The 12,761-nt window shown below is 70.8% G+C and carries 13 protein-coding genes and 1 tRNA gene; 10 read left to right on the forward strand and 4 right to left on the reverse strand.

Translation table 11 applies throughout. The annotated features are described in order from the left end of the window. The first annotated feature begins 10 nt into the window (after window positions 1–10). Together O7610_RS26855 and O7610_RS26860 are read left to right on the forward strand one after the other, a co-directional pair. The gene (locus O7610_RS26855; protein WP_281553149.1) at window positions 11–463 is read left to right on the forward strand and encodes a DUF4383 domain-containing protein; all 453 of its coding nucleotides are present in this window, start codon (window positions 11–13) and stop codon (window positions 461–463) included. A 172-nt stretch (window positions 464–635) separates the two neighbouring features. Next, entirely contained in the window at window positions 636–1,118 is a 483-nt protein-coding gene (locus O7610_RS26860; RefSeq protein ID WP_281553150.1) for a DUF4383 domain-containing protein, read from the forward strand. Between the two features lie 35 nt (window positions 1,119–1,153). On the opposite strand, the gene O7610_RS26865 is transcribed toward O7610_RS26860, so the two are convergent. Beyond that, window positions 1,154–1,759: a TetR/AcrR family transcriptional regulator gene (locus O7610_RS26865; RefSeq protein WP_281555416.1), complete on the reverse strand. Its 606-nt coding sequence runs from the start codon at window positions 1,757–1,759 to the stop codon at window positions 1,154–1,156. A 183-nt stretch (window positions 1,760–1,942) separates the two neighbouring features. Continuing rightward, window positions 1,943–2,908, reverse strand: coding sequence for an acyl-CoA desaturase (locus O7610_RS26870; RefSeq protein ID WP_281553151.1), 966 nt, complete (start codon window positions 2,906–2,908; stop codon window positions 1,943–1,945). Window positions 2,909–3,145: 237 nt separating this feature from the next. On the opposite strand from O7610_RS26870, the gene O7610_RS26875 reads away from it, so the two are divergent. The 8 genes from O7610_RS26875 (at window position 3,146) to O7610_RS26910 (ending at window position 10,703) form a co-directional block, all read left to right on the forward strand. Then, window positions 3,146–3,217, forward strand: a tRNA-Gln gene (locus O7610_RS26875). Window positions 3,218–3,306: 89 nt separating this feature from the next. Next, window positions 3,307–4,833: a bifunctional UDP-N-acetylglucosamine diphosphorylase/glucosamine-1-phosphate N-acetyltransferase GlmU gene (gene glmU / locus O7610_RS26880; protein WP_348650012.1), complete on the forward strand. Its 1,527-nt coding sequence runs from the start codon at window positions 3,307–3,309 to the stop codon at window positions 4,831–4,833. Window positions 4,834–4,897: 64 nt separating this feature from the next. Beyond that, a complete protein-coding gene (locus tag O7610_RS26885; RefSeq protein ID WP_281553152.1) occupies window positions 4,898–5,878 on the forward strand; it encodes a ribose-phosphate diphosphokinase in 981 nt (326 codons plus the stop codon). A 293-nt stretch (window positions 5,879–6,171) separates the two neighbouring features. Continuing rightward, the gene (locus O7610_RS26890; protein WP_289212122.1) at window positions 6,172–6,798 is read left to right on the forward strand and encodes a 50S ribosomal protein L25/general stress protein Ctc; all 627 of its coding nucleotides are present in this window, start codon (window positions 6,172–6,174) and stop codon (window positions 6,796–6,798) included. Between the two features lie 75 nt (window positions 6,799–6,873). Further along, window positions 6,874–7,461, forward strand: a complete 588-nt coding sequence (gene pth / locus O7610_RS26895) for an aminoacyl-tRNA hydrolase (RefSeq protein WP_281553154.1) — start codon at window positions 6,874–6,876, stop codon at window positions 7,459–7,461. 114 nt (window positions 7,462–7,575) lie between these two features. After that, the gene (locus O7610_RS26900) at window positions 7,576–8,418 is read left to right on the forward strand and encodes a 3'(2'),5'-bisphosphate nucleotidase CysQ (protein WP_289212123.1); all 843 of its coding nucleotides are present in this window, start codon (window positions 7,576–7,578) and stop codon (window positions 8,416–8,418) included. Window positions 8,419–8,502: 84 nt separating this feature from the next. Continuing rightward, window positions 8,503–9,414: a sulfate adenylyltransferase subunit CysD gene (cysD, locus tag O7610_RS26905; protein ID WP_281553156.1), complete on the forward strand. Its 912-nt coding sequence runs from the start codon at window positions 8,503–8,505 to the stop codon at window positions 9,412–9,414. Beyond that, window positions 9,414–10,703, forward strand: a complete 1,290-nt coding sequence (locus tag O7610_RS26910) for a sulfate adenylyltransferase subunit 1 (RefSeq protein ID WP_289212124.1) — start codon at window positions 9,414–9,416, stop codon at window positions 10,701–10,703. The genes cysD and O7610_RS26910 overlap by 1 nt, the downstream gene beginning before the upstream one ends. Before the next feature lie 75 nt (window positions 10,704–10,778). On the opposite strand, the gene O7610_RS26915 is transcribed toward O7610_RS26910, so the two are convergent. Continuing rightward, window positions 10,779–11,327, reverse strand: a complete 549-nt coding sequence (locus O7610_RS26915) for a hypothetical protein (protein ID WP_289212125.1) — start codon at window positions 11,325–11,327, stop codon at window positions 10,779–10,781. A gap of 44 nt (window positions 11,328–11,371) precedes the next feature. Then, window positions 11,372–12,622: a galactokinase gene (galK, locus tag O7610_RS26920; RefSeq protein ID WP_281553159.1), complete on the reverse strand. Its 1,251-nt coding sequence runs from the start codon at window positions 12,620–12,622 to the stop codon at window positions 11,372–11,374. Between the last annotated feature and the right edge of the window lie 139 nt (window positions 12,623–12,761).

Here is a 12,761-nt window from a genome sequence, read left to right on the forward strand (position 1 = left end):
AGCAGACCCCATGCACACCCCCGTCAACCACCCCGCCCGGCCGATCTACCGGGCGGTCGCCGCGCTGACCGGCCTCTACTTGGTGATCTTCGGTGTCGTCGGGATCATCGTCACCAGCGGCGACGCCCTCTTCGCACAGAACGACAGCCGGGTGCTCGGCCAGGGCGCCAACCTCGGCTTCTCCGGGCTGTGCCTGGTGCTGGGCGTGGCCGTGCTGGCCGGCGTAGGGTTCGGCCGCAACATCGACACGGCGATCAACAAGGTGCTGGCGTACGGCCTGATGGCGTTGAGCCTGGCCGAACTGGCGGTGCTGCGCACCGACGCCAACTTCCTCAACTTCACGGTGAGCACCTGCCTGGTCGTGATGATCGTCGGCCTGGTGCTGCTGATGGCCGCCATGTACGGCCGGATCGGCACCGAGCAGGAGGCCCAGGCGTGGCGGGACGGTCGGCTGGTGCTGTGACCTGGACCGGTGCTCTGGTCCGGGGTCGCTGATCGGGCGGCGGGGCCGGCTGATCCCGTAGCCGCCTACCGGTCGGTTCGGCTGCGCGCCACCCGCCCGCGGCGGGAGAATCCGGGGAATGACGCCCGCGTCGCCGCGACGCGGGCCTGGGTCGGCGACAGGAGCGGCAGCCATGGCGCACATTCCGGTCAACCACCCGCTGCGGCCGGTCTACCGGACGATCGCCGGGCTGACCGGCCTGTACGTGCTGATCTTCGGCATCGCCGGAACGGTCGCCACCTGGGGTGATCCGCTGTTCGCCCGGGACGACGTCTGGGTGCTCGGGCTGCGCACCAACCTCGCGTTCTCGATCTCCTCGATCGTCTACGGCGGGCTGATCCTGATCGGGGCGATCATCGGCGGCCGGGCCGGGCACCTCGCCAACCTCACCATCGCGGTGGTCTTCATGGTCACCGGCCTGCTGATGATGGCCCTGCTGCAGACCGACGCCAACTTCCTGAACTTCTCGATGTCGACCGTGATCGTGTCGCTGATCTTCGGTCTGATCTTCCTGGCCACCGGCCTGTACGACAAGGTGGGGCCGGCCGAGGCGGCCGGCGACGAGGAACGCTACCGGCGCGGCGCGCACCGACCTGCTGAGCAGGCCCGGCAGTGAGCGTACGCCGACCCGGTACGGCCCGACCCCGGCGATCAGTGGTTGCGGCGCCGGGTCAGCAGGGTGGGTTTCGCTTCCAGGTGGGACAGGCCGTTCCAGGCCAGGTTGACCAGGTGCGCGGCGACCGTCTCCTTGCGCGGCTTGCGTACCTCCAGCCACCAGCGCCCGGTCAGCGCGACCATCCCGACCAGCGCCTGGGAGTACAGTTCGGCGAGCTTCGGGTCGTACCCCCGGCTCTTGAATTCGGCACCGAGGATGTGTTCCACCTGGTGCGCAACGTCGTTCATCACGCTGGAGAAGTTGCCGGCGGCCGACAGCAGCGGCGACTCGCGGACCAGCACCCGGAAGCCGTTCGTCTCCGCCTCGATGTAGTCCAGCAACGCCAACGCGGCCTGCTCCAACAACTCACGTGGGTGCCCGGCGGTCAGCGCGTTGGTGATCCGGTCGAGCAGGGCGCGGACCTCCCGGTCCACCACGACCGCGTACAGCCCTTCCTTGCCGCCGAAGTGCTCGTACACCACCGGCTTGGAGACCTTCGCCCGGGAGGCGACCTCCTCGATGGAAGTGGCGTCGAACCCCCGCTCGGCGAAGAGCTGCCGTCCGATGGTGATCAGCTGCTCCCGGCGTTGCGCGGCCGACATACGGACCCGGGAGTTCGATTTGGCCGGTGCCGCCGGTGGTGGTGGCGGTGCCGGTGTGCCGCCCGGTGAAGCGTCACCGTTGGTGGTTGGGTTGTCCGTCACTTGGCTCCTCCTGCCAGTGCCGGGCCACCGGGCCGGTGCCCGCACCGACCCGGTGGGTAGCCGTACCGGCTGCGGTCCGGCTCAGCCAGCCGGCTTGACCAGCTTGGCCGCGATCCGTTCCGGCTTCGGCCAGCGGACGTTGGAGACCGCACCGGTCTTCTCCAGCAGCCAGATCACCCGGGCGGAGATGTCGATCTGCCCGCGCAGTACGCCGTGCCGGGCGCAGGTCGGGTCGGCATGGTGCAGGTTGTGCCAGCTCTCGCCGAAGCTCAGGATGGCCAGCGGCCAGAAGTTCGACGCCTTGTCGCCCTGCCGCACCTCGAAGGGGCGTTCCCCGTAGACGTGGCAGACCGAGTTGATCGACCAGGTGATGTGGTGCAGCAGCGCCACCCGGACCAGGCCGGCCCAGAAGAACGCGGTCAGCGCACCCTGCCAGGACCAGGTGGCCAGGCCGCCGATCGCCGCCGGGGCGAGCATGGTGAACACGACCAGCGCCGGGAAGAGCTGGTCGATGCGGCGGATGTCCTTGTCGGCGAGCAGGTCCGGGGTGAACCGCTCCTGGTTGGTCAGGTCGCGGTGGAACAACCAGCCGACGTGGGCGTAGAGCAGGCCCTTGGTCAGCCCCCAGACGCTGGTGCCGAACCGCCACGGGGAGTGCGGGTCACCCTCGATGTCGCTGAAGGCGTGGTGGCGGCGGTGGTCGGCGACCCACTGGATCACGTTGCCCTCGATCGCCAGCGAGCCGGCGAGCGCCAGGGTGATCCGCAGCCACCGCTTCGCCTTGAACGAGCCGTGGGTGAAGTACCGGTGGAACCCGACGGTGATGCCCAGCCCGGCTACCACGTAGAAGACCAGCCCGATGATGACGTCGGTCCAGCCCAGCCAGCCGCCCCAGGCGACCGGTACGGCGGCGATCAGCGCCAGGAACGGGACGGTCACGAAGGCGCCGAGGGCGATCAGCACACCGATCGACTGTTTGCCGACGGTCAGCGGCTTGGGGGCGGGGCCGGGGTTGGTCTGTGGCGGCTCGAGTAGGGCGGTTGACATGGCACCTCGCAGCGGTGACGGTTCGACCGCGGTGCGCCGGGGCGTTCCAGCCGGTGCGGCGGCCAGCGGTGAAGAAACGGGAACTTACGCCTACGTCACCGTAACCTACGGAGCCGTAGTTTTCTACGGCCGAGTTCCCGAGCCGGGCCGGTGTGCGCGCCCGCCCGGCCCGCCCATGCCGGGCGATGGGAGTACGCCGGAATCCGCCCGGCACGCTAGGCTGTGTCCGTAGCACGATCGGCCGTGGTGTAATTGGCAACACCTCGGGTTTTGGTCCCGATATTCTAGGTTCGAGTCCTAGCGGCCGAGCTTCCCGCGACACCCAGACCGCTGGCGGTGACGCTGGGTGTCGTGCCAGGTCAAGCAGGTGTGCCGCCGCTCTGACGGGAGCATTTCTCGTGATCCAGCCCCGGTCCCGTACCGTGGTCGTCCTCGCTGCCGGCGAAGGCAAGCGGATGAAGTCGGCGCTACCCAAGGTGCTGCACCCGCTGCTCGGCCGGACCCTGGTCGGGCACGTCCTCGCCGCTGCCGCGGCCGCCGCCGCCGAGCGCACCCTGGTCGTCGTCGGACACCGCGCCGAGCAGGTCACCGCGCACCTGTCGGAGATCGCCCCGGCGGCCGTGCCGGTGCTGCAGGCCGAGCAGCACGGCACCGGGCACGCGGTCCGGCTGGCGATGGCGGCCGCGCCCGACGCCACCGGAACTGTCGTGGTGCTCAACGGCGACGTGCCGCTGCTGCGTCCGGAGACGGTCGCCGAGCTGATCGAGGCGCACGAGTCGGCCGGCGCGGCCGCCACCGTACTGACCGCCGAGGTCGCCGATCCGACCGGTCTGGGGCGGATCGTCCGCGATCCGGCCGGCGGCCTGGAGCGCATCGTCGAGGAGCGCGACGCCAGCCCGGAGCAGCGCCGGATCCGCGAGATCAACGCCGGGATCTACGCCTTCGACGCGGCCGGACTGCGCGACGCGCTCGGCAAGCTGACCACCGACAACGACCAGGGCGAGGAGTACCTGACCGACGCCGTCGGTCTGCTCGCCGCCGCCGGAGCGCCGGTCGGCGTGCACGTCGCCGCCGACGTGACCGAGACGCTGGGCTGCAACGACCGGGTGGAGCTGGCCCGGTTGCGCCGGCTGCTCGCCGACCGGGTCAACGAGGGCTGGATGCGCGCCGGGGTGAGCATCCTCGACCCGGCCACCACCTGGATCGACGTGACGGTGCACCTGGAACGCGACGCCGTCGTCGAGCAGAACACCCAGCTGTACGGCACCAGCACGGTCGGAGCCGAGGCCATCGTCGGGCCGGACGTCACATTGATCGACACCGCAGTCGGTGCGGGCGCGACCGTGCTGCGCTCGCACGCCGTGCAGGCCCGGATCGGCGTCGGCGCGAGCGTCGGCCCGTACGCCTATCTGCGCCCGGACGCCCAGCTCGACGAGCGGGCCAAGGTCGGCACCTTCGTCGAGGTGAAGAAGTCGCAGATCGGCGCGGGCGCCAAGGTGCCGCATCTGAGCTACGTCGGGGACGCCACGATCGGCGCCCGGGCCAACATCGGCGCGGCGACGATCTTCGTCAACTACGACGGGGTGCACAAGAGTCACACCACGGTGGGGGAGTCCGCCTTCGTCGGCTGTGACAGCAGCCTGATCGCCCCGGTCGAGATCGGCGCCGGTGCCTACGTCGGGGCGGGCAGCGTGGTGAACCGGGACGTGCCGCCCGGCGCGCTCGCCGTCACTCGGGCCCAGCAGCGCACGGTCGACGGCTGGGTGCAGTCCCGCCGGCCGGGCACCGCCGCCGCGGCGGCGGCGGAGCGCGCCGGGGCCGGTACGGCCGGTGCCGGGAATGGGCAGGTCGGGGCCGGCAACGGTGAAGCGGCCCACCATCACGGTGCCGGCGACCCGGTTCCGGGAGATACTGCGACTGACTAGTCCAGCGGCGTACGGCCCAGCCAGGTCGGCGTCCGCAACCACCCTGACGGGAGCAGACGTCTCGATGGGCAGCATCGTCGCCGAGAACCGCAAGAGCCTGATGCTTTTCACCGGCCGGGGTTTCCCCGAGCTCGCCGAGGAGATCGGTGAAGTGCTCGGCATCGCACCCACCCCGTCCGACTCGTACGAGTTCTCCAACGGTGAGATCTTCGTCCGGTTCAAGGAGTCGGTCCGCGGCTCGGACGCGTTCGTCGTCCAGTCGGTCACCCACGGCGTCAACCGCTGGGTGATGGAGACCCTGATCATGATCGACGCGCTGAAACGTGGCTCGGCCAAGCGGATCACCGTGGTGCTGCCGTTCTACCCGTACTCGCGTCAGGACAAGAAGCACCGCGGCCGGGAGCCGATCTCCGCCCGGCTGATCGCCGACCTGCTGCGCACCGCCGGTGCGGACCGGATCCTCACCGTCGATCTGCACACCGCACAGATCCAGGGCTTCTTCGACGGCCCGGTCGACCACCTCTTCGCGATGGACATCCTGGCCGGCTACGTCGAGAGCCGGTTCGCCGGGCGGCCGATGACCGTGGTCGCGCCGGACTCCGGCCGGGTCCGGGTGGCCGAGCGCTGGACCGACCGGCTCGGCGGCTGCCCGCTGGCCTTCATCCACAAGACCCGGGACCCGCTCAAGCCGAACCAGGTAGTGGCGAACCGGGTGGTCGGTGACGTCGAGGGCCGGGTCTGCCTGATCGTCGACGACATGATCGACACCGGTGGGACGATCACCAAGGCGGCGGAGATCCTCTACGACGCGGGTGCGTCGGACATCGCGGTCGCGGCCACCCACGCGTTGCTGTCCGACCCGGCCACCGAGCGGTTGAAGAACAGCCGGATCAGCGAGGTGGTGGTGACCAACACCCTGCCACTGCCGGCGGAGAAACAATTGGACAAGCTCACCGTACTGTCCATCGCGCCGCTGTTGGCCCGGGCGATCCGCGAAGTCTTCGACGACGGCTCGGTGACGACGCTGTTCGGCGGGCTGAGCTGATCTACGGCCCGCGCCCGCGCGGGAAGATCCGCCCACACAAGGGGTACTGCCTGAACCAGTTCACCAGCCTCGGGTAGACTGGTGCGGTTGCCACGGCGAGGGTGCCCTGCGGGCCGCTGCTGACGAAGCGCTGCCGCCCGGAAGCACCGTGATCGACGCGGTGCTCCGGGCACTGCCCAGTTGGACGAGCGCCCAGCGTGCCCCTTCGCCCGGCACCGCCGACATCGCATCCGTCTCCCCGGAGCCGGATCAGGTTCCCCCGCACGCACTGCCGAAACTCCAGGAGTACTCCCGTGTCCGAGGTAAAGATCAGCGCCGAGCCCCGCACCGAGTTCGGTAAGGGTGGTGCCCGCCGTACCCGCCGGGCCGGCAAGGTGCCCGCCGTGCTGTACGGCCACGGCGAGAAGCCCAAGCACATCGCGTTGCCCGCCCGTGAGTTCGCCGCCGCGATCCGGCACGGCGGCGCCAACCAGCTGTTCGCCATCGACATTACCGATGGCACCCAGGCGCTGGCGCTGACCAAGGCGATCCAGCGTGACCCGGTCAAGGACACCTTCGAGCACGTCGACCTGCTGCTGGTCCGCCGGGGCGAGAAGGTCACCGTGGACATCCCGGTGCAGCTGGTCGGCGAGCCGGCCAAGGGCACCCTGGTGATGCACGAGCACGACACGCTGTCGGTCAGCGCCGAGGCGACCCGGGTGCCGGAGTCGCTGGAGGTGTCGATCGAGGGTCTGGAGCCGGGCTCGCACGTCACCGCCGGCGACGTCCAGCTGCCGGGCGGGGTCGAGCTGACCGTCGACCCGGCGACCGTGCTCGTGGTGGTCTCCGCCGCGCCGAGCGCCGCCCAGCTCGACACGGAGACCGGCGAGGAGGCAGCCGAGGAGTCCGTCGCCGAGGGCGCCGCCGAGCAGCCGGTCTGACCTGCCGTTCGACGATCCGGGCGTCCCGCTGCCGGCCCTGCCGCAGCGGTGACGCCTTGATCCGTTTCAGGAGGTGTGGTGGAGACGGCACCGTGGCTGGTCGTGGGGCTGGGCAACCCGGGCCGGGAGTACGCCCGCAACCGGCACAACGTCGGGTTCATGGTCGCGGACCTGCTCGCCGGTCGGCTGGGCGTGCGGTTGAGCCGGCACCGGCGGGCGGCGGCCGAGTCCGGCGAGGGGCGGCTCGGCCTGGGCGGGCCGAAGCTGGTGCTGGCGAAGCCGCTGACGTACATGAACCTTTCCGGTGGCCCGGTGGCCGCGTTGGCGAAGTTCTACAAGGTGCCGGTCGAGCAGATCGTCACGGTGCACGACGAGCTGGACATCGACTACGGTCGACTGCGGGTGAAGCAGGGCGGTGGAGAGGGTGGCCACAACGGGTTGCGCTCCATGTCCCGGTCGCTCGGCAGCAAGGAGTACCTGCGGGTCAGGTTCGGGATCGGGCGTCCGCCCGGTCGACAGGATCCAGCAGATTATGTTTTGTCAGATTTCTCGACAACTGAACGCAAGGAACTCGACTTTCTCGTCGATCGGGCCGCTGACCTGGTGGAAGCGGTGGTCGTCCGAGGGCTCGAGTGGGCCCAGAACACGTACCACAGCACCTGAGAGGCGGCTGTGGCGTTACGTCTGGGACAGCTGGATCGTGAACCGGGCAGAACACCGCCCGTGGATTCCGGGTGGACGGCCCGGTTTCCGCCGGGCAGGTAGGAGAGGAGCCAGATGAGCACGCCGCCGGTAACCGATGCCGCATTCGCCCGATGGCTCGCCGGGCGCGCCGGCGAGTCGCTGCTCCAGGTCCGTGAGGAGCTGGGGTACGCCGACCCGACCGCGCTCAAGGCGGCCGGTGACAAGGTCTCCCACGACCTGCTCCGTACCGAACTGGCCCGCTGGCGGCCGGCGGACGCGGTGCTGTCGGAGGAGGACGACGGCGCCCGCCAGGCGCTGCCGGACCCGGACGCCGACACCTCGACGGACGCCGGGCCGTCCCGGCTCACCGCCGACCGGGTGTGGATCATCGACCCGCTCGACGGCACCCGGGAGTTCTCCGAGGAGGGCCGCGCCGACTGGGCGGTGCACGTGGCGCTCTGGTCCCGCAGCGGCTCCACCCCGCACCGGCTGGTCGCCGGCGCGGTGGGCCTGCCCGCCCAGCACCGCACGATCAGCACCGAGCACCCGCCGCCGTACCCGCCGATGCCGGCGGCGGCGTCGGCCGGCGGCGCGATCCGGTTGGCCGCCAGCCGCAGCCGGCCACCCGCCTTCGTCACCGCGCTCGCCGAGCAGCTCGGTGCCGAGCTGGTGCCGATGGGCTCGGCCGGCGCCAAGATCGCCGCGGTGATCGCCGGGGACGCCGACGCCTACGTGCACGCCGGCGGCCAGTACGAGTGGGACTCGGCCGCGCCGGTCGCCGTGGCGACCGCCACCGGTCTGCACGCTTCCCGGATCGACGGATCCGCGCTGCAGTACAACGAGGCCAACCCGCGGCTGCCAGATCTGGTGGTCTGCCGACGAGATCTTGCCAGCAAACTGCTCGCAGCGTTGCGACAGCATCTGCAGGTATCCTGACCCTCTATCTCCAGCTTGCCAACCGGAAAGGTCTGGTATTCGGATGACCAAGCTTCGGATGACCCACAACCAGGGGTGGGTGTGATGACCAACGCGACCGCGTACCGCGTCTCCCACCTCGACGCGCTGGAGGCGGAGAGCATCTTCGTCATGCGCGAGGTCGTCGCCGAGCTGGAGCGGCCGGTGCTGCTCTTCTCCGGCGGCAAGGACTCGATCGTCATGCTGCGGCTGGCGCAGAAGGCGTTCGCCCCGGCCCGGATCCCGTTCCCGGTGATGCACGTCGACACCGGGCACAACTTCCAAGAGGTGCTCGACTACCGCGACCGCCGGGTCGACGAACTCGGCCTGCAGCTGGTCGTCGCCAGCGTGCCGGAAGCCCTCGAGTCGGGGCTGGTCCACGAGTCGCCGGACGGGATGCGCAACCGCATCCAGACCCCGGTGCTGCTGGCTGCGGTCGAGAAGTACCGGTTCGACGCCCTGTTCGGCGGGGCCCGCCGGGACGAGGAGAAGGCCCGGGCCAAGGAGCGGGTCTTCTCGTTCCGCGACGAGTTCGGCCAGTGGGACCCGAAGAACCAGCGCCCCGAGCTGTGGTCGCTGTACAACGGCCGGCACCACCCGGGCGAGTCGATCCGGGTCTTCCCGCTGTCCAACTGGACCGAGCTGGACGTCTGGCACTACATCGCCCGGGAGCGGATCGAGCTGCCGCCGATCTACTTTGCCCACGAGCGCGAGGTGATCGAGCGCGACGGCATGCTGTACGCCGTCAACGAGTTCATCCAGCCCCGCTCCGGCGAGACGTCGTTCATCGAGCAGGTGCGCTACCGCACCGTCGGCGACGCCTCCTGCACGGCGGCGGTCCGCTCCCCGGCGGACACCGTCGAGAAGGTGATCGACGAGGTCGCCGCGACCCGGATCACCGAGCGCGGGGCCACCCGGGGCGACGACCGGGTCAGTGAGGCCGCCATGGAAGACCGCAAGCGGGAGGGCTACTTCTGATGACGGTGACGGCTGACGCCCCCACCACCCGGGCCATGGACCTGCTGCGGTTCGCCACCGCCGGCAGCGTCGACGACGGCAAGTCGACCCTGATCGGTCGGCTGCTCTACGACACCAAGTCGCTCTTCACCGACCAGCTGGAAGCGGTCGAGGCGGTCAGCGCGGCCCGGGGCGACGAGTACACCAACCTGGCGCTGCTCACCGACGGCCTGCGCGCCGAGCGGGAGCAGGGCATCACCATCGACGTGGCGTACCGCTACTTCGCCACCCCCCGGCGCAAGTTCATCATCGCCGACACCCCCGGGCACACCCAGTACACCCGCAACATGGTCACCGGTGCCTCCACCGCCGATCTGGCGCTGATCCTGGTCGACGCCCGCAAGGGCCTGGTCGAGCAGTCCCGCCGACACGCGTTCCTCTGCTCGTTGCTGCGGGTGCCGCACCTGGTGCTCTGCGTCAACAAGATGGACCTGGTCGACTGGGACCAGTCGGTCTACGAGACGATCGCCGACGAGTTCACCACCTTCGCCGCCAAGCTCGAGGTGCCCGACCTGTCGGTCATCCCGATCTCGGCGTTGAACGGCGACAACATCGCCACCCGCTCCGAGCGCAGCCCCTGGTACGAAGGCCCGTCGCTGCTGCACCACCTGGAGCATGTGCACATCGCCTCCGACCGCAACCTGGTCGACGTGCGGTTCCCGGTGCAGTACGTGATCCGGCCGCAGTCGACCACCGTCACCGACTACCGTGGCTACGCCGGCCAGGTCGCATCCGGGGTGCTCAAGCCCGGCGACGAGGTGATGGTGCTGCCGTCCGGGCTGACCAGCACGATCGCCAGCATCGAGACGGCCGACGGCCCGGTCGACGAGGCGTTCCCGCCGATGTCGGTGACCGTGCGGCTCACCGACGAGCTGGACATCTCCCGGGGCGACCTGATCTGCCGGCCGCACAACGCGCCCACCCCGGCGCAGGACGTCGAGGCGATGATCTGCTGGATGGACGAGACGCGGCCGCTGCAGGTGGGCGGCAAGTACGCCATCAAGCACACCACCCGCGGCGCCCGCGCCGTGGTCCGTGGCGTGCAGTACCGGCTGGACGTCAACACGTTGCACCGCGACGAGTCGGCCAGCCAGCTCGGCCTCAACGACATCGGTCGGGTCACCTTCCGGACCACGGTCCCGCTGCTCACCGACGAGTACCGGCGCAACCGGACCACCGGCGGGTTCATCCTGATCGACGAGTCGACGAACCGGACCGCCGCCGCCGGCATGATCATCGAAGCCGGCTGATCCTGGGCTGACGGGTCGGGTCCGCTGTCACCGGCGGGCCCGACCCTGCGGCCGAGTCACCAGCGCCGGCTGAGTTCACCAGCGTCCGTAGACCGGGGCCCGGCCGGCGGCCAGCGCGCCGAGCGCGGCCACGATCTGGGTGCTGCCGCAGTCCAGCAGCATGGTCGGCACCATCAGCCGGGCACCCGGCGGCACCGCCGGGTGCGGCGTCTGCGCGTCGATGAAGATCAGATCCTCGATCCCGGTCCGGCGGACCTGCACCGCCGACACCGCGTCCCACGGCAGCCAGACCGGGTTGGCGCGGAAACTGCCGTTCGCCACCCAGACCCCGGTCCGGTCGGCGGCCAGCACCGGGCCACGGCCGGTGAACCGGCCGTGCCACATGGTCACCGTCGCGGCCAGCAACCCGCCGAGCAGCAGCACCGGCAGGCCGGCCAGCGCCATCGTCGCCGAACGGCCGACCGCCGCCTCCCTCGCGACCAGGTACGCCAACCCGCCGAGCAGCCCACCGGCCAGCAACCAGCAGACGGCGGCCAGCCCGCCGGCCCAGATCAGGAACCGGCGTCCGTCGATCCGGACCAGGAACGGGGTGTCCTCCGCCGGCCGGTCGGTCATCTCCTGCACCACGGGCACCTCCGCCGCCGCTGGTCTAATGTGTCGCGGCGAGGTTAGTGGATCCGTTCGGCTCCCGCGCAGGGCAGGGCGGTGAAGAATGTCGGCGGCGGGAAACCGTGGCCGGCGTACGCCGCGCCCACTGTGGCCGCGACCCGGTCGGCGGCATCCGCATCGACCAGTGCCAACACGCAACCACCGAAGCCGCCGCCGGTCATCCGGGCACCGTACGCGCCGCCGGCCAGCGCTGCGGTCACCGCGACGTCCACCTCCGGGACGGTGATCTCGAAGTCGTCACGCATCGACGCGTGCGAGGCGGTCAGCAGTGGACCGATCTCCCGGATCCGGCCGGACCGCAGCAGCGTCACCGTCTCACGGACCCGGTGGTTCTCGGTGACCACGTGCCGGACCCGGCGGCGCGTCGGGTCGTCCGGCAGCCGGTCCAGGGCGGCCGGCAGGTCGTCGGCCGGAACGTCGCGCAGTGCCGGTACGCCGAGCAGCCGGGCCGCCCGCTCGCAGGCGCCCCGCCGGGCGGCGTACTCACCGGAGACGTGCCGGTGCGGGGCCCGGGTGTCGATCACCAGGACGGCCAGCCCGGCTTCGGCCAGGTCGAACGGGACGTGCTCGACGTCGAGCGACCGGCAGTCCAGGAACAGTGCGTGCCCGGCCCGGCAACGGATCGACGCCGACTGGTCCATGATCCCGCAGGGCACGCCGGCGTAGCCGTTCTCCGCCCGCTGGGCCAGCGCCGGCCGCCGGTCCACCGGCAGCCGGTCGGTGCCGATGCCGCCGAGGTCGGTCAGGGCGGTCAGCACTGCGGCCTCCAGTGCCGCCGACGACGACAGGCCGGCGCCGAGCGGTACGTCGGACGCGATGGCCAACCGGGCGGCCGGTACGGGGTATCCGGCGTCGCGCAGCGCCCACACGACGCCGGCGACGTAGCCGCCCCAGCCGTCGACCGCGCCGGGCCGGTCCGCGTCGGCGACGCCGAACGCGATCTCCTCGCCGGACTGCTCCGACCAGACGGTCCAGCCGGGCTCTGCCTCTCCGGCTGGCTCTGCCGGACCGGCCTCTACGGCTGCCTCTGCCGGACCGGCCGCGACGACGGTGCGGTGCGGTAGGGCGAACGGCAGCACGAAGCCGTCGTTGTAGTCGGTGTGTTCGCCGATCAGGTTGACCCGTCCGGGTGCCGCCCACACGCCGGCCGGCGGTACGCCGTACCGCTGCTGGAAGCCGTCGTGGGCGCGGCGGGTGACCGGCTCCGCGTCGCTGCCGCGTGCGCCGCCGTCGGCTACCGGGAGTGTCACTTGTCGATGTCCCTTCACGGCGCCGGTCGTCCGGAGAAGATTCCATCACACCCGGCCAGGAATCAACAGTGGTGACGGGTAAATCCAACAGAGTCGAACATTGCCGACCGGCGGCGGCCGGTCGGATACCGGCGAGACA

Source organism: Solwaraspora sp. WMMA2065, from assembly GCF_030345075.1.
Taxonomy (GTDB): domain Bacteria; phylum Actinomycetota; class Actinomycetes; order Mycobacteriales; family Micromonosporaceae; genus Micromonospora_E.